This window comes from Brachybacterium sp. FME24 (genome assembly GCF_014897705.1).
GTDB lineage: Bacteria > Actinomycetota > Actinomycetes > Actinomycetales > Dermabacteraceae > Brachybacterium.
The window spans coordinates 43942-61371 of the sequence record NZ_JABUXV010000003.1; the positions used below are offsets into that span (position 1 = coordinate 43942).

At 66.7% G+C, this 17430-nt stretch carries 13 protein-coding genes; 6 read left to right on the top strand and 7 right to left on the bottom strand.

What is annotated here, in order from left to right; translation table 11 throughout:
* Window positions 1–70: 70 nt before the first annotated feature.
* From INT51_RS03845 to INT51_RS03870, 6 genes are all read right to left on the bottom strand, one after another.
* Window positions 71–1051 (bottom strand): LacI family DNA-binding transcriptional regulator, encoded by a 981-nt coding sequence (locus INT51_RS03845; RefSeq protein WP_193103893.1) that lies wholly within the window; start codon window positions 1049–1051, stop codon window positions 71–73.
* A gap of 32 nt (window positions 1052–1083) precedes the next feature.
* Window positions 1084–2253, bottom strand: a complete 1170-nt coding sequence (locus INT51_RS03850) for a Gfo/Idh/MocA family protein (protein WP_193103894.1) — start codon at window positions 2251–2253, stop codon at window positions 1084–1086.
* Complete coding sequence (locus tag INT51_RS03855) at window positions 2250–3056, bottom strand: ThuA domain-containing protein (protein ID WP_193103895.1); 807 nt, start codon at window positions 3054–3056, stop codon at window positions 2250–2252. The genes INT51_RS03850 and INT51_RS03855 overlap by 4 nt, the downstream gene beginning before the upstream one ends.
* 98 nt (window positions 3057–3154) lie before the next feature.
* The gene (locus INT51_RS03860) at window positions 3155–4015 is read right to left on the bottom strand and encodes a carbohydrate ABC transporter permease (protein WP_193103896.1); all 861 of its coding nucleotides are present in this window, start codon (window positions 4013–4015) and stop codon (window positions 3155–3157) included.
* Window positions 4016–4019: 4 nt separating this feature from the next.
* Window positions 4020–4976, bottom strand: coding sequence for a carbohydrate ABC transporter permease (locus INT51_RS03865; protein ID WP_193103897.1), 957 nt, complete (start codon window positions 4974–4976; stop codon window positions 4020–4022).
* 14 nt (window positions 4977–4990) lie between these two features.
* Window positions 4991–6283: an extracellular solute-binding protein gene (locus INT51_RS03870; protein ID WP_226831941.1), complete on the bottom strand. Its 1293-nt coding sequence runs from the start codon at window positions 6281–6283 to the stop codon at window positions 4991–4993.
* Window positions 6284–6786: 503 nt separating this feature from the next.
* On the opposite strand from INT51_RS03870, the gene INT51_RS03875 reads away from it, so the two are divergent.
* Both INT51_RS03875 and INT51_RS03880 read left to right on the top strand, forming a co-directional pair.
* On the top strand, window positions 6787–8340 hold the full coding sequence (locus tag INT51_RS03875; protein ID WP_193103898.1) for a DUF1846 domain-containing protein: 1554 nt from the start codon (window positions 6787–6789) through the stop codon (window positions 8338–8340).
* A 420-nt stretch (window positions 8341–8760) separates the two neighbouring features.
* Window positions 8761–11886, top strand: a complete 3126-nt coding sequence (locus tag INT51_RS03880) for a hypothetical protein (RefSeq protein WP_193103899.1) — start codon at window positions 8761–8763, stop codon at window positions 11884–11886.
* 79 nt (window positions 11887–11965) lie between these two features.
* Here the strand turns inward: INT51_RS03880 and INT51_RS03885 are convergent, their stop codons facing one another.
* Complete coding sequence (locus INT51_RS03885; RefSeq protein WP_193103900.1) at window positions 11966–12763, bottom strand: sugar phosphate isomerase/epimerase; 798 nt, start codon at window positions 12761–12763, stop codon at window positions 11966–11968.
* Between the two features lie 117 nt (window positions 12764–12880).
* Between INT51_RS03885 and INT51_RS03890 the strand changes: the two genes are divergently transcribed.
* The 4 genes from INT51_RS03890 (at window position 12881) to INT51_RS03905 (ending at window position 17429) form a co-directional block, all read left to right on the top strand.
* Complete coding sequence (locus tag INT51_RS03890) at window positions 12881–14077, top strand: ROK family transcriptional regulator (protein WP_193103901.1); 1197 nt, start codon at window positions 12881–12883, stop codon at window positions 14075–14077.
* A gap of 240 nt (window positions 14078–14317) precedes the next feature.
* Window positions 14318–15625 (top strand): ABC transporter substrate-binding protein, encoded by a 1308-nt coding sequence (locus tag INT51_RS03895; protein ID WP_193103902.1) that lies wholly within the window; start codon window positions 14318–14320, stop codon window positions 15623–15625.
* A gap of 86 nt (window positions 15626–15711) precedes the next feature.
* Window positions 15712–16584 (top strand): carbohydrate ABC transporter permease, encoded by an 873-nt coding sequence (locus INT51_RS03900; RefSeq protein WP_193103903.1) that lies wholly within the window; start codon window positions 15712–15714, stop codon window positions 16582–16584.
* Window positions 16581–17429 (top strand): carbohydrate ABC transporter permease, encoded by an 849-nt coding sequence (locus INT51_RS03905; protein WP_193103904.1) that lies wholly within the window; start codon window positions 16581–16583, stop codon window positions 17427–17429. The genes INT51_RS03900 and INT51_RS03905 overlap by 4 nt, the downstream gene beginning before the upstream one ends.
* The last annotated feature ends 1 nt before the right edge of the window (window position 17430 follow it).

Genomic DNA, 17430 nt, shown 5'->3' on the forward strand with positions numbered 1-17430 from the left:
TCAGAAGTCTTTCACGATTCCCCCAGGAAGATCGATACCTGCTGGGCACGGATCTCTCCTCACGACGTGCTCAGCCTTCGACCCATCGCGGCTCGACCAGTGTGATCCGTGGTCCCGCGCCGTCCACGCGCAGCAGGCGCACCAGCTCCTGCACGGCCAGTTCACTGATCTCGACCCTGCGGGGATCGATCTGCGGCACGCTGGCCAGCAGCGGGCTGACGTCCACCAGGTCCTCCCCGCTGAGCGCGATCAGCAGGCGTGACTCGTCGACGAGCGCCCCGGTGGCGGCCATGGCGAACAGCGCCTGCCGCACTCCGGTGATGCCGAACAGGGCGGTGCGCTGGCTCGGCAGGGTGAGGCGCAGCGCCTGATCGGGGACGTCGGCGAGCGGCCCGCCGTCGAGCACCACGTCAAGCTCTGCCTCGTCCGCGCCGTCCTCGACCCCGGCCAGGAACCGGGAGACATCATTGCGATGGCGCTTGCGGTCGGGGGCACCGAACAGCAGCAGATGATCGCACTGCTCCTCCAGCGCTCTTTCCACCACCATCTGCCCGAGCATCTCGAAGTCGAGATCCACGACGGAGCCCTGGGGGAACTCGTCGGGCTTGCCGATGGTCACGAAGGGCAGTCCGGAGTCGATCACCGGCGCGACGCGCTCGTCGTGCCGACCCAGCTCCATGAGGATCAGCGCCTCGCACACCCCGGTGCGCACGACCCTGTGGATGCCGCGGGCGCCCTCCTGGGCGGTGACCAGGAGGATGTCATAGCCGAAGCGCTGGGCCTCGCGGGCGATGGCGCCGATGAACACCATCAGCACACCGTCGTCGGCGTCAGCCTCGGGGACCATCAGGCCGATCACGCCGCTGCGCTGGGAGCGCAGGGTGCGGGCCCCGGAGTTGGGATGGTAGCCGAGCTTGTCGATCGCGTCCTCGACACGCGTGCGAGTGGACTCGGAGATGGGGCGAGAGCCGGTGAGCACATAGCTCACGGTGGACTGCGAGACACCCGCCAGGCGGGCGACGTCCTGACTCGTCGGCGACTTCTTCCTCACGGTCACAGCTCCCTCCCCCTTCCCGAAGCCGCTTATGCGATGGTCAGCCCCGAGATCCCAGTCTTCCACGAGGCGAGCGCCTGGCTGCGCCCATCGGTCACATCCAACTCCCGCCCGGTGGCAAGGGCCTCATCGAGCACCTCCGCCAGGGTCACGCGTCGGCCGGTGTCCGCGGAGCGCACCGCGGCCTCGACGATCGCCTGGGTCCAGACGTTGGCGTGGACGTGAGAATCCGGCGCACTGCCGGTGCGCAGCGCAGCGCAGAACTGGGCGAGGGAGCTGTCGAGCTCCCACAGCTCCGTCGCAGCGGGATCGCGTCCGACCACGTCGTCACCACCCTCGGGCTGAGCTGTCGGCGGCGTCTCCCCGTCCCACTGCACCGAGCCGCCCGCGCAGCTGAGCGACCAGTCCCCGTTCCAGCTGGTCTCGCGACCCGGGGCGCACCAGGACCCGGAGAACGTGTGCACGGCGCCGGTGTCATAGGTGATCGCGACGGTCGCCGCCGCGTCCCCCGCGTACCAGCTCCAGGTGGGGTTGTACGACGTGGCGGTGACCGAGACGGGATTGCCGTCCAGCAGCACGCGCCCGGCATCGAAGGCGTGGATGGCCATGTCCACGATGAGCGGATGCTCCATCTCGTCGCGGAACCCGCCGAAGCGGGGCGCCTTGTAGAAGCGGGTGTCGATGATGCCGGCGCCACCGAGGGAGTCGGCCAGGCGCCGGGTCTCGTGCAGGTGCGGGTTGTTGCGACGGGACTGGGAGACCATGAACAGCTTCCCGGTGGTCTCCGCGTGCCCGGCGAGCGAGACGGCCTCGGCGAGGGTGGCCGCGCAGGGCTTCTCCCCCAGCACCGGGAACCCGGCGTGCAGGGCATCGGCCGTGACCGCGTGGTGGGCGGCGGGGATGGTGACGTCGATGACGGCGTCGGCCCCCGCGCGCTGCGCGACGACGACGGTGTCCGTGCCGGTGACGATCTCGGGGCGCTGCGCCTCGGGGACGACGTCGTCGACCGCACGGGCGGCGGCGCCGTCGATCACGTCGACCACACCGACCAGCTGCGCGTCGGCGCTGCGCAGCACGGTGGCGATCCAGGCCCGGCCCATGCCGCCGGCGCCGATCACGACGACCTTCAGGGGGCCCGGCTGGTTCTGCGGGGCCCGGGGAGTGTGCAGCGTCTGCGGATTCTGCGGAGCGACGTTCATGCGCTCTTGCCCGCTGCGGCCGCGTCCCCCACGCCCTGCCCGGTAGCACCGGTGACGAACCAGTTCGTCTCGTAGCGGTCCAGGAACGGAACCTCGCGGTCGGCGACGGCGGGCCGCGCCCACTGCACACCGTTGGCGATCACGCGGCGCACGTCGGTGTGCAGGTAGACCGGGTAGTCCTGGTCGCCGGGGCTGAAGTAGAAGATCTTGCCCTTGCCGCGGCGGAAGGTGCAGCCCGAGCGGAAGATCTCTCCCCCGCTGAAGGAGGAGACGAAGACCAGTTCGTCGGGCACGGGGATGTCGAAGTGCTCGCCGTACATCTCCTGCTCGGGGATCACGATCGGGTGCGGGACTCCCTCGGCGATGGGGTGGGAGGGATTCACGGTCCACACCAGTTCGCGATCCGCCTCATTGCGCCAGCGCAGCGTGCAGGTGGTGCCCATGAGGCGGGTGAAGGGCTTGGACCAGTGGCCGGAGTGCAGCACGATCAGGCCCATCCCGGCCAGCACGTGCTTCTGGACGCGCTCGGCGACCTCGTCGGAGACCTCGTCGTGGGCCATGTGGCCCCACCAGGTGAGGACGTCGGTCTGGGCGAGGACCTCTTCGCTCAGTCCGTGCTCGGGATCATCGAGCAGGGCGAAACGGGTGGTGACGTTCTCGCCGAGGTTCTCGACGATGCCGTCACGGATCGCGGCGTGCATGCCGTCGGGGTAGAGGTCGCGCACGCGCTGGTCGCGCTGCTCGTGGCGGTTCTCGCCCCAGACGGTGACGCGCAGCGGTGCCGCGGTGGTGGTGCTGGTCATGGTGGAGGTCCTTTCGGGGACGTGCTGGTCGAGCGGATTCCGGCTGACGGAGGTCTGCGGGCCGGGGGTCTGGGTGCCGGGCGTCTGGCGCCCGCGGGTCATTTGACGGCTCCGCCGGTGGCGCCGGCGGCGACGTACTTCTGGGCGACGATCATGAGGACCACCGCGGGCAGCGAGGAGAGCACCGCGGTGGACATCACGGCGCTCCAGTCGGTGTCGTTGGTGCCGATGTAGGTGTACAGGCCCAGTGTCACCGGGCGGATCGTCTCCCCGGTGGTGAGGGTCAGCGCCATGAGGAAGTCGCTCCAGGCGAACAGGAACGAGAAGATCCCGGCGGTGATCAACGAGTTCTTCGAGACCGGCAGCACGATCGACCAGAAGGCCCGCACGTGGCCGGCGCCGTCCACGCGGGCCGCTTCGACGATGGAGGTCTCGAAGGTTTCCAGGTAGGCGCGCATGATGAGGATCGCGAAGGGGATCCCCTGGGAGGCGTCGGCCAGGATCAGTCCGGGGATCGAGTTGATCAGCCCCAGCGGCGTGTACACGGTGTACAGCGCGTTGGCGATGACGATGCCGGGGATCATCTGGCTGATGAGCACCAGGAAGAGCAGTGCGGCGGTGCCCTTGATCTTGAACTGGGCGAGCGCGTAGGCGCAGGGTGCGGCGATCGTGATCGACAGCAGGCACGCGCCGACGGCGACGATCAGGGACGTGATGAGGTTCTGCCCCTGGTCGGCGATGGCGCGGGAGTAGCCGGAGAAGTCGGGGTTCAGGGGCAGCCACTGGGTGTTCAGGCTGTTGCCCGCCGGGGCGAGCGAGGCGTTGAGCATCCAGTAGACCGGGAACAGCATGATGGCGACCAGGACGATGCCGATCACGGTGTGGATCCAGGAGCGGCCCGTGCGCGTGCGGCGGGGAGCGCCCAGCAGGGCGGGGGCGGCGTGGGTGGCGGTGCTCATCGGGTCATCCGTTCTTCGCGGCGCGGGCGTTGGCGCGCAGGTAGACGAGGCTGAAGGCCAGGGCGATCAGGATCAGGACGTTGCTCAGTGCGGCGCCCTGCCCGAAGTCGAACTCGACGAACGACATCTCGTAGCTGCGGGTGGCGAGGGTCTGGGTGGCGTTGGCGGGGCCGCCGCCGGTCAGTCCGATGATGAGATCCAGGACCTTGATCGTGTAGATCACCCCCAGCAGCAGCACCACCGAGACCACCGGCCGGAGCATCGGCAGCGTGATGTTCCAGAACGACTTCCAGCCGGTGGCGCCGTCGAGCTGGCCGGCCTCGTAGAGCTCGTCGGGAATGGACTGCAGGCCGCTGTACAGCAGCACCACGTTGAAGGGGATCCCCAGCCAGATGTTCACCATGATCACGGCGATCAGGGCGGTGTCTGAGCTGTTCAACCATGGGATCGGATCGGAGATCAGTCCGATGCCTGCCAGGAACTGGTTCAGGGCGCCGTTGTCCTGCTCGAGGATCCAGCGCCACACGGCGGCCGAGACGATCATCGGCAGCAGCCACGGCAGCAGGAGCAGGGAGCGCAGGAAGCCGGACAGCGGGAACTTCTTGCGGAAGTACAGCGCCAGGCCCATGCCGATCACGAACTGCCCGATGATCGACCCGATCGTGAACAATCCGGTGTTGCCGAGGGCCCGCAGGAAGATCGGGTCCGAGAAGGTGGCGGTGTAGTTGGCGAATCCCACGAACGGCGCCTTGCCGTTGAAGAAGGTCGCGAAATCGTAGGCCTGGAAGCTCATCACGACGTTCTTGAGGATCGGGTATCCGAAGAAGGCGATCATGTAGAGCGCGGCCGGGGCGATGAAGGCGTAGCGGACCAGGAGGTCGCCGGTGAGGCGTCGACGACGGCGGGTCGGCGGCAGGGCCGGGATCCCGGTCCGGGTGGCGGCGGGCTGGGTGGTGGTCATGTCGTCTCTCTCGCTCAGCGGACGGTCTTGGCGGCTTCGTCGAACGCCTCGGCCGGGTCGGTGTCGTCCACGAGGACGCGCTGGTTGGCGGTGTAGATCGCTTTCGCGGTGCGCGGCCAGTCGGGGCCGAGCTGCGCGGTGCGGGATCGGGCGGTGGAGACCTGCTCGACGAAAGTGCCCAGGTCCGGGTTCTCGCTCGCGAACTGGATGGCGGCCTCGGCGTCTCCGGGAATGGTGGAGCGCTCGGCGGCCATGAACAGCTGGTTCTCGGGGGCGACGAAGGCCTTCAGCAGCGCGGCCGCCTTGGCCTGCTTCTCCTCGTCTCCGGTCACCGGGACGGTCCAGACCTCTCCGCCCAGCGGGGCCACGGACTCCCCTCCGGGCGTGGGCACGGGGATGGTGACCACGTCCCAGTCGAGATCGGGGGTGTCTGCTTCGAGGCCGGCGATGTTCCAGGGGCCGTTGATCACCATGGCGGCGTTGCCGGCTTTGAACTGGTCCATGACATCGCCCTGACCCCAGTTCACGACGGAGCGGGAGGTGAGCCCCGCGCTCACGAAGTCCGACCACAGCTGGCTGGCGCCGAGGACGCCCTCACCGGAGAGGTCGGTCTCCTCTCCTCCGTTGGACCACATGAACGGCATGAACTGCCAGGTCCCTTCGTAGCTGGCGATCGCGGAGAAGGCGAAGCCGTAGCGGTCCGGCGTGGTCAGCGCCTCGGCGGCCGCGCGCAGCTCGTCCCAGGTGGTCGGCGGCGTCACGCCCGCCTCCTCGAGCATCGCCACGTTGTAGAACAGGGCGATGGTGTTCACGGTGGGGGCGATGCCGTAGAGGGTGCCGTCGTGCATGCCGAGGTCCGCGACCGCCGGGGTGAGGCCGTCGGTGGTGATCCCGTACTGCTCCAGCGGCGCCAGCGCCCCGGAGGCGGCGACCTGCTGGACGTTGGGGTTGTCCAGCATCAGCAGATCCGGAAGCGTCTTGGAGGAGCCCATCTGCAGGACCTTCGCGATCAGCTGGTCGCCGGGGACCCGCTCGCGCGAGAACGTCAGGCCCAGCTCCTCGGCGCACTTCGTGAAGGTCCCGTTGATCGCGACGTCATCGGCCGGGGTGTTGTAGTAGTCCACGACCCGAATCGCGTTCGGCCCGCCGGTGGACCCGGAGCTGCCGCAGCTCGCCAGAGCCAGGAGGCCGGGTGCGGCCAGGGCCCCGAGACCGAGGGCGCGTCGCGTCAGGCTTTGATTCGGCTCCGGTGGGGTGCGGCGACCGGCGTCCACCACGGGGCGGTCCGGCATCGGGGTCGTAGGCATCGTCGTCCTGCTTCCTCTGGTCTGCCCGTCCGTGTCGATACGTATCGATCCGGTGAGCTGTCATCGACGGTGGCGTCAGGGTGGTCGGTGGTGTTCGACGCGATCTCCGCGCACCGGCGATGGTGCGGGCCGCTCGCGGCGTCGCGAGCCATCATGGCCCAGGTTCTGCAGGGAAGCAAGGGCTCGCCCCTCCTGCGGCGCTAGCGGCAGGCGATCGGGCCGACCATCATCCGAGCCGTTCGCGCAGGTCGCACGTCACTGCGCAATCTCCCTCCGAATGTCATCGATTCGTATCACCGGCGCGAAGTGCAAGCCCGTCGGGAGAGCACCGGAGCGAGGCGGCCCGCTGTATGCGGCTCTGCGAGATCGGCGGCCAGGACGTCATCGGCCACGACTCTTCCGTCACCCGCTTCACCCGACCTGGCCTGCGATCTCCTCCACACCGACGGCGAGGTTCGTCCAGACATCGACGGTTCCGCTGCCGTCGGTGCTAGCGTGCCGGAGTGACCGACTCGGATACCCGCTCCCCCGCCTCGACCACCGCCCCCTCCTCGGGGGCCCGCGGAGGAGGGGTCGTCGGCTTCGACCCGGAGCAGTACATCGAGCTCCAGTCGCGCCACATCCAGGAGCGCCGCGAGCAGATCGGCGGCAAGCTCTACCTGGAGATGGGCGGGAAGCTCTTCGACGACCACCACGCCTCCCGTGTGCTGCCCGGATTCACCCCGGACAACAAGATCGCGATGCTCGAACGGCTCAAGGACGAGCTGGAGATCCTGGTGTGCCTGAACGCCAAGGACCTCGAGCGGCAGAAGGTCCGCGCCGATCTGGGCATCACCTACGAGGACGATGTGCTGCGCCTGATCGACGTGTTCCGCGAGCACGGATTCCTGGTCGAGAACGTGGTGCTCACCCAACTCGAGGACACCAACCACGTCGCACGCGCCTTCGCGGAGCGCCTGCAGCGGCTGGGCCTGAAGGTGGCTCGCCACGGCGTGATCCCCGGCTACCCGCAGGACACCGCCCGGATCGTCTCCGAGCAGGGTCTGGGCGCGAACGAGTACTCGCAGACCGAGCGGGATCTGATCGTGGTCACCGCCCCGGGACCGGGCTCCGGCAAGCTCGCCACCTGCCTCTCGCAGATCTACCACGACCACGCGCGCGGGATCCGTTCGGGGTACGCGAAGTTCGAGACCTTCCCGATCTGGAACCTGCCGCTGGAGCACCCGGTGAACCTCGCATATGAATCCGCCACGGCAGATCTCGACGACATCAACCTCATCGACCCGTTCCACCTCAGCGCGTACGGGGAACAGGTCACCAGCTACAACCGGGACGTCGAAGTGTTCCCGCTGCTGCGCACGCTGCTGGAGAAGCTGACCGGCGCCTCCCCCTATGCCTCCCCCACCGACATGGGCGTGAACATGGCCGGCCGCTGCATCGTCGATGACGACGTGTGCCGGGAAGCCGCTCGCCAGGAGATCATCCGCCGCTACTACAAGGCCGCGGTGGACGAGCGGATCAACGACCATGACGACGTCGTCTCCCAGCGCGTGGCGATGGTGATGTCGAAGGCAGGCTGTCGCGTAGAGGACCGCGCCGTGGTCGGCCCGGCGCTCGCGATCGAGGAACGCACCGGCGAGCCCGGCTCGGCGCTCCAGCTGGCCGACGGCACCATCATCACCGGCAAGACCTCACCGCTGCTGGGCTGCTCCGCGGCCATGCTGCTGAACGCCCTGAAGCATCTGGCCGGTCTCGACGACACCGTCCACCTGCTCTCGCCGTCCGCGATCGAACCGATCCAGACCTTGAAGACCGGCCACCTGGGCTCGCGCAACCCGCGCCTTCATACCGATGAGGTGCTGATCGCCCTGTCGGTCTCCGCCGCGGGCGATGCGCATGCGCGGCGCGCACTGGACGAGCTGCGCAGCCTCGCCGGCTGCGACGTGCACACCACCACGATCCTGGGCACCGTGGACGAGGACATCTTCCGCAACCTCGGCATCTTCGTCACTTCGGAGCCGCGCTTCCAGCGCAGATCGCTATACCACAAGCGCTGAGGCGCAACTAAACCGCACGTACCGTTTGTTCGACCCGGGTGGCGGAGCCGATTACGTCGAGGATGTCCGAGGGCCAGAGCGGGTCCTCGGCGAGCACCTCGAAAGGGCTCCCTCTTAGAAGGTCGCCGCGTGCCCGTCCTTCGGTTAGTGGTCGGCATCGCCCTACGATTCGTCGAGCTCTCGTGTCCCATGCCGATGTATAAGGCCACCACGAGTCTTTCGTCGCGCTTGGCCGACGACGGCTCGCGGTGCAAAGATGGGCGACGTCGAAGCGAGGAGCTCGGCAGATGGCGATGCGGCAGGGAAGGGGTTTTCGTGAACGGTGGGCCCATCGCACTCTTCGGGTTCCGATATCAGATGCTCCGCACTATTGAGCGTCTTCTCGAGCTCCATCGGACGTCTCCCTCCGGACCATGGGAGGTGGAGATCGAGTCAGCCACCGATGAGAAGGTCGATTACGCGGAATGGCATTCCCAGCGCTTGACTCGCGCTGTGCAGGTCAAGGCGTCAGCGCCGACCTCGTCGACCCGTCTCTATCCCGGCGACGCGCGCGAAATCCTCGACCATCTCTCTCGCCGCAATCCGAGCGCGGACGTCGTCGTGCTAGAGAGCAACCGACGGCGAGAGGGAGATTGGGCTCAACTTGAGGCAGAGTGCTCAACGTCCGAGGGGAAATCGGGACCGACTCTCACAGCGGAGCACGACGGTCGGCAGATCGAAGACGTCGAGGCCGATATCGCCGCCGCACTGCGCAATAGCCGCCTTCAAAGCGGCATCACCACAGATCCGACAAGCATCCGACATCTCTCATTCGTGCTTGAGGCCAAGCTTTTTCAACTGGGATCCATACCATTCCCCTCAGGATCGACCGCTCGACGGGTCATGACGTCGGCCGAGTGGGCCGAGCTGCTCGATATCTCAGGACAGCAGATCGCCTCCCTGCTCGGCGTCGTTCCTTGGGGTAGGCACTGGGCTATTCCGGCGACGAACCGTGTTCCCCGAGAGGACGTATTCAGTTGGCTCTCCGGTACCTTGCCGGAGTCTGCGCTAGCCCTTCCCGGCCCTCCCGGGTACGCGTGCCTGACCGGGTTCTCAGGTGCCGGCAAGTCCTCCGCCGCCGCCGGGTGGGCGGACCTCCACCAGGAACGGTACGGAATGGTCTTGTGGCTTACCGCCTCCGACGAGGAGCCACTTGCTGACTCCGTGCGCCAGCTGCTCTCTGCAGAATTCGGAGACGATGTGCTGCTCTGGGACCTGCAGCAAGTGCGCGTTGCCTTCCTGGACCTTCTTGGGCGTACCCCGCTCTCCTGGCTCCTCGTCTTTGACGATGCCTCATCGTCGAAGGTGATACGGCGATGGCTGCCGTCGCGTGGCTTCGGACATGTACTCATCACCACGACAGATTCCACCTGGCCCCCAAGCTCGGCACAATCGATCGAGGTTCCGGCAATGGGCGCCTCCGAGATCAAGTCGCTGATTGCGAGACGACTCGGGCCCGAGTCGCTGACGATAGATGCTGTAGGAGCCCAGGCGGCACTGGAACGGCTGACCATCGCCACCGCAGGGTGGCCGCTGGCGATCGAAATGATCATCGCGTGGCTCGCACGGACCGGTCGCCCGATCACCGACATCCACGTCCATCTCGATCACCTCTCCGAAGTTCTCCTTGACCACGACAAGCTCGTGCCGAGCGGCTACCCCGCCACCGTCGTCGCTGCGGTGATCGATGCCCTGGACACAGTGCAAGCAGGGCCTGATCCCCTCGCCTGGAACGTTCTGCTCACCTGCGCGCGCCTAGGCTCGCGGAGCGTTCCCGTTCACCTGTTGACCCAGGCACTCACGCCACCGCCACCGCAGACGACAGCTATTGACGCCGCCATCGCAGCCTTGCGCGAAAGCTCTCTAGTGCGCCGAGAACAGCTCGAGGCTCCCGTTCGGCCACAATGGCGTGATCGCCTCGTCGTCAATGACATCATCGGTCGGCTCACCCTGGAACTAGCCCTCTCGGACGACGATTCGGAGATCCGCGCCTGGGAGGTGCTCGACGTCGCCCTCCGCACGAGCATCGATAACCGCCAGTTCCATGACACTGCTTCGCTCAGCCCGATCGTCTCGGCAATCTTGGACGAGACCCATCATGGGAACCGGCCCACATCGCTTCCGGGGCTTACGCTCCACGGGAATCTTGCCCTTCTCCACGACGAGCGAGGAGAGTATGAGGAGGCCGAAGCCCTGCTTCTGTGGGAGGTTGACCTCGCCCACACGATCGCCGCGAATGACGACGTTCCGCCAGTCGCGCGTCGCGCAGCCGCCAGCATGGCTCTGCTCACCTACGTCCAGCTGATCATGATGTCCTGCCGAGCAGGAAGCCCGAGCGTCGCGCTCGACGCGGCGGAGATCGTCGTCAGACTACTGACGGCGAATCCGGGAACCTTCACGCGCCTGAAGGAGAAGGAGCTCCTTCGCTCCGTAGAGATCGCCGTCGGATCGATCCGCCACGAAGAATTCCGGAGCCGGCGGGACAACCTTCTCAAGACGATTCGAAGAGCCACAGTGGACCTCCCGTCGCATCCGCTCGAGCAGGTAGAGATAGCGCTGCGGGAACGCCGCCTCGACGATGCAGAGAACCTGATCGCGACCTGCCTTGAGGAGGAGGCCGACCTCCTCGTCCAACTGCAAATGCAAGCACATCGCGCTGAGCTGGCCGCACACCGCGACCCGCCCTCGGCTCCGAAGATCCTCGCCTTAGCCACCAACATCGCGGACTCGCTGGGTGCGGGCCATACGCACGTCGCGAGTGCCACTGTGGACTGTGCACACGCCGCGTGGTCCCGCGCCCTCGTAAGCGGTGCAACCGAGGGTTACAGCGCCGTCATTCGTGATCGGCACGAGCACGCCGCAGCGATCGGGGCGCTCCTCCCCTTTCTCCCAGATCCCGAACGGATCGAGGGTCTCCCCGGGAATCAGGTGCGTACACACATCACCCTCGCGGTGCATGCCGTCTTGGCAGCCAAGTCCGATGCGCGACGACTGCTGGACCGCGCACAGACCGCACTCGACGGTAACGCGGATCGCCTCTCCGAGGAGGAGTCCGTCAGCCTCCGTGCGACCACGCTGACCTTCGACGCCCTATACCGGTGGTCGGAGCGGCCACACGCTGTCGAGGCTCTGGCGATCAATCGAAGTGGCTCTCTGCGGACCATCGTGCTGTCCCCGTGGGATATGACTGCTCTATCGCAAATCGGTCCGCTGGTTGGGCCTCCAGAAGTTAAACCCATCGCCTGGTTCGTGTTGCTAACAGTGCGTGGATCTGGCGGGTCGGTCACGATCTTGATCGACGTCAGCGGCCTTCCCGAGAAGTACTTCGACGGGGACTCCGGCATCGTCCTGTTTTCTGCGATCGGCACCGACGCTTCCACGACAATCGACGGGCGCCAGGCGGTAGAGGTCAGCGAGATGGTCATGTTGGGCCCCGCACAAATCCAACTCGAGTCTTGGGTGGCCGATGCGTTAACGAATATCGCGTCCGGCAACTCATCACAATAGAACACCCCCGAAATCTAGACATCTAGACCACTCTGTCCGGGAAGATACTAGTGCGGCCCTTGACCGCAATGGTCTCGGCTCACAGACCGTGGGCCACCAACCAGGCGTAGCCGTCGGAGACGACCTCGAAAGGGTCCAGCGAGGTGCGGTCGAGCTCGACCAGATTCCACCTGAGCTGCGGGGGCAATGCGGCCACCGCGCCTTCGAGGTCCGCGCTCCCCAACCCGAGCGGGACCTGATCAGCGAGTGGATCCTCGGACAACCCGGGGCCGTCCTTGAAGTGCACGAGCTGCACACGCTCCCCCAGACGACGCAGGAGGGACGGGAGATCCCGACCGGCGGTGTGCGCCCAGTAGAGATCGACCTCGGCGACGACCGAGGCGTCAAGATCCTCGAAGAACCGGTCGAGTCCTCGAGTTCCGTCCTCCAGTTCGGGCCAGTCCCACCAATGGTTGTGATAGCCGACCTGGACCCCATGCTCGGCCGCCATCTGTGCCAGACGTCCGAAGGCCTCGGCGAACCTCCGCACGCCGTCCCGGTCGGTGAGCACGTCCCGACCGAAGCCCAACACGTGCTCCGGGATGCTCGCGATCGCGACCGGAGCGCCCACGATCGCCAGTTCCTCCAGCAGCCAGTCCATCTCCGAGGGCGCCGGGAACCGGGTGTGCGCCGAACTCACCTCGAGGCCGGCACGGTCGATGCTGCGGCGCAGCATCTTCGCCGCAGTGACACGTTCCCCCCGATACTGCGACGGATTGCCCAGCCCGAACGGCTCGACCCCCGTGAAGCCGATCTCCGCGACCCGCTCCAGCGTGCGATCCGGGTCCTGCGCGAGCGCGTCCCGTACGGCGTAGAGAGCCAGTCCCTTGTCAGCCATCGTCGTCCTCCTGAGTCGATTGCACTACTTACTCTCGTTCAGTAAGTATGGTAGGTGGAGCCCGCCGCGGCAAGGAAGAATTCGACGCATGCCTTCAGCACTCCCGAGGAGCCCTTCGTGAACCCACTGCGCACTCGCACGGCCGCCGACACGGCTATGGCCGTGCTGGACCTCGTTCGGCGCGAGTCACCCATCTCCCGCGTCGAGCTGTCGCACACCACGGGCCTGACGGAGACGTCGATCTCGAAGACTGTACGCCGCCTACTGGAAGCCGGGCTCGTCGAGGAGGCCGGTCGCGATTCGAGCGGACGCGGTAAGTCGCGCACCATGCTGCGGCTCGCCCCGACCGCGATGTACGCGCTCGGCGTCGTCCTGGACGACACGCGGATCACCTGCGTGCTCACCGACTTCAGTGGGGCGATCCTCGCGTCCGACGAGCTCACCGGTACGCGCGGAGAACTCCCCCACTCGGTCACCCAGCGCATCGCCTCCGCCGCGCTCGGCATGCTCTCCACTGCCGGGATCGCCGCAGCGGATGTCGCGGGGGCATGCCTGGCGAGCCCCGGCAGGATGGACCAGGAGAAGAAGGAGCTGCGCCTGTCGAGCATCGCCCCCGATTGGGAGGACTTCGACGTCCAGGAGCAGTTCACCGAGCTCACGTCGATCCCGGCCAGGCTGGAGAAGGACTATGGGTGCGCGGCGCTCGCAGAGCACTGGGTCGCGCGCGACACTCCCTCCGATTTCGTGACGGTCTATATCGCCAACGGCATCGGGGCGGGCATCGTGGTGGACGGCGAGCTGTACGGAGGCAGCTCGTCGAACGCCGGCGAGATCGGCCACCTCCCTCTCGATCCCGACGGGCCGGAGTGCCGCTGCGGGAACCGAGGCTGCCTCGAGCGCATCGCGGCGCCTCAGTACCTGGTGGCAGCCGCGGTCTCCGACACCGCCCTGGCGGCGCGGCTCGGGCTGACCGGTGCCCGCGACACCATCCGTGCGGACTTCGAGAAGATCGCCCGCGCGGCAGTCGCCGGGGACGACGGCGCACTGCGACTGATCTCCGGAGCCGCGGACCGCCTCGCACAGGCGATCCTGGGGTTGGTCAACACCTTGGACGCCAGTGAAATCGTGCTGGCCGGCCCGGCGCTCGAGCTCGTCGGCGACATCTTCACGACGACCATCCAGGACGCCGTGGACCGCTGCTCCTTCATGCGCCCGGTCCACGGCGTATCGGTGAGGTTGTCCGGGCTGGGCCTGGACGGCGCTGCGCTCGGTGCAGCAATCTCCGTGCTCCGATCCGAGGTCACCGCACTCTGACCACGCCCATCCTTCTTCGCCGATCGCGCAGGTAGCACCGCGATCGATGGCTGCGCGACCCTGATCACCAGGGTCGCCGATAGACGTGCCCGCAGCGAATCAACCTCCCCACCGGACCCGTGGTCGGCTGGTGTCGACGCCAGGCGGAGCACCCTTGACAGTTCTACTTACTCAGGTTTAGAAAGGGAGTCGTCCATCCCCATCACGGCGATCGCAGCCAGTTCAACGAGGAGCTTCACCATGGGAACGTCCACCACATCGACTCTCACCCGACGCACTGCGCTGAAGGTCGGCGCCACCACCTCCGCTGCGGCGGCTGCAGCGGCTGGTCTGGCCGCGTGTGGAAGCAGCGGCGGCAGCGGAGGCAAGACCGAGGTCCGCATGTGGTCCTGGTACAGCCAGCAGCAGGAGCTCCTCCCGAAGGTGATCGAGAACTTCGAGGCGAAGAACCCGTCGATCACGGTCACCAACAGGATCTTCGGCAGCCCCGACCAATACCTCCCGGCGCTCCAGGCCGCCGTCTCCGGCGGCGATCTGCCGGAGATCTTCGCGCCCCACACCCGCGCGCTGGAGTACGGCAAGAACGGGATCAGCCTGGACATCGCCAAGGAGCTCGGCTCCGAGTTCACCGACCAGTTCTTCGAATCCGCGAACAACCAGTACACGGCGGACGGCGCGCAGTACGGCATCGGATGGATGGCCCAGACCTTCGGCGTGTTCTACAACCCCGAACTGCTCACCGAGGCGGGGGTCGACGGCGAACCGGAGACCTGGGAGGACCTCATCGCAGCCTCCGAGCTACTGCGCGCCGCAGGCACCGCCCCGTTGGCAGCGCCGTTCAACCCGGGCACCAGCGGTCTGGACTTCTTCCTCCCCCTGCTCACGCAGGTCACGGATGACCCCACCTGGTACCTCAAGCTCGACCGAGGCGAAGAGGGCTACGACTACTCGTCCCCTGAGGTGGTCGAAGCGCTCGAGCTCTTCGAGCAGATCGTCCAGGGGAAGGTCTTCCAGGACGGCGCCGGTGCCACCCAGGGCCCCGCCGCGACCCAGCTGTTCTACACCGGGAAGGCCGCGATGCTCTTCAGTGGTTCGTGGACCCCGCAGGGCCTCGGCCAGGACGCCGACCCGGAGTTCGTGAAGACCTACAAGGTCATGAAGACCCCAGCGATCAGCAGCGGAGAACGGCATTGGACCGCGAACCAGGCCGGAGCAGGATGGTCCCTCTCCTCGGCCGAGAAGACGAAGGACGCGACGCTCGAGTTCCTGCAGTTCCTGTACTCCGATGAGCAGTACTCCTCGCTCATGAACGACTCGAGCTCGATGCCCGCGACCAAGGCGGCCGCCGAGAAGATCGAGGACCCGATCATGAAGCAGATGACGTCCTGGTTGCTCGACGGCGACGGCTGCCCGCACATCCCCTTCGGCCCCGGATCCTCCGAAGCCGGCGGACCGCTGGCCACGATCCTCAATGGGTCCGGCACCCCGGAACAGGCGGCCCAGGCGATGCAGGACGCCGTGATGAATGCGCGGGGTGCCACCTCATGACTCCCACTCTGGCGCGCCCTGCGTCGCCTCCTGATGCGCGGCCTGTGCGTCGGCGCCGGGGCGTCCCTCCGATCCGGCGTCGGGAGATGGTCGCCGGATACGGTTTCGTCCTGCCCACGATGGTGCTGTTCGTTCTTTTCGTCGGGTACCCGATTCTTCACACGTTCTATCTGAGCACCGCCCAATGGAGCGGTTTCGGCGAGGCGTCGTTCATCGGGCTGGACAACTTCGTCCGTGCCGCCGGCGATCCCGTCGTCCAGCGGGCATTCCTGCTCACGGTGGGATGGGCGCTGGCTACGACCGTGCTGCAGACCGCCCTGCCACTGGTGATCGCGGCGATGGTCGCAGCTGTCCCGGGCCCCGTCTCGGTGGTCGTGCGCACAGCGCTCTTCATGCCGGGAATCGTCTCGTTCGTCGTCTCCGGGGTTCTCTGGCGGCTGATCTACGACCCGAACTTCGGCACTCTGAACGCCGCGATCCAGAAGCTCGGCTTCGAGGACTTCAACCATCCCTGGCTCGGGTCCGCCGACTCGGCGATCCCGGCGCTCCTGGTGGTCGCGGTCTGGCAGGGCGTGGGCATGAGCATGCTCATCTTCTTCGCCGGGATCCAGGGCATCGATCCCGGCCTGAACGAGGCAGCGATGGTCGACGGCGCTGGGGTCCTGCAGCGGTTTCGACACGTGACCCTGCCGAGCCTGCGTTTCGTGACCGCGATCGTGCTCGCGCTGAACCTCATGAACGGCTTCAAGGTCTTCGACCTGATCTACGTCATGACCGGTGGCGGGCCCAACAACAGCACGCAGGTGCTGGGTACCTATCTCTACGGCCTCGCCTTCGGATCCGCGTCGGGGTCGGTACCGCAGCTCGGATACGCCTCGAGCCTGTCCGTGGTCGTCATGGCGCTGTGCACCGTCGCGGTGCTGTTCCAGATGCGTCTGAGCAGGAGGGCCGGCCGATGAGCACCCCCACCACGTCGATGCGCACGCAAGCACGGGCAGTTCGCTGGGGTAACAGCGCCGTGCTGCTGCTGATCAGCATCGCGACCGTCTACCCGTTCGTGTGGATGATCCTCACCTCGATCCGGGAGTCGAACTCCGTCTTCGGCGGGTCCTTCTTCCCCGAGCGGATCACCTTCGACGCCTACGCCCGGGTCCTCGAGTTCACCGGGTTCATGGGCCACTACTGGAATTCCCTGTGGATGACAACGGTGACCTGCGGCATCGTCCTCGCTCTGTCGACGCTGTGCGGGTACGCGTTCGCCAAGCTGCGCTTTCCCTTCAAGAACACGTTGTACATCGCCCTGCTGGCCACGTTGATGATGCCAGGAACCGCACTCATCATCCCGGTCTATCTGCAGCTGCGCAGTTTCGGATTGTTGGACAGTCAGTTCGGGCTCATTCTCGTCTATGCCTCGGGCGCGGCCCCGTTCTCGATGTTCCTGATGAGGGCGTTCTTCGAGTCTCTCCCGGACGAACTCGTGCATGCCGCGCGGGTCGACGGAGCGGGCGAGTTGAGCGTGTTCCTACGCATCGTGCTCCCGCTGGCGAGGCCGGGGATCGCCACCGTGCTGATCTTCCAGTTCCTCTCGACCTGGAACGAGTTCCTCATGGCCAACACCATCTTGCAGACTCCCGAGAAGCTGCCGCTGCAACCTGTGCTGTTCTCGCTCCAGGGCGAGTACTCCACGGACTGGACCACACTCAGTGCGGGACTGACCCTGTCTGCCATCCCCGTCATCCTCGTCTACGTCTTCCTCCAGAAACAGTTCATCGCCGGCATGACGCTCGGCGCCGTCAAGAGTTGAG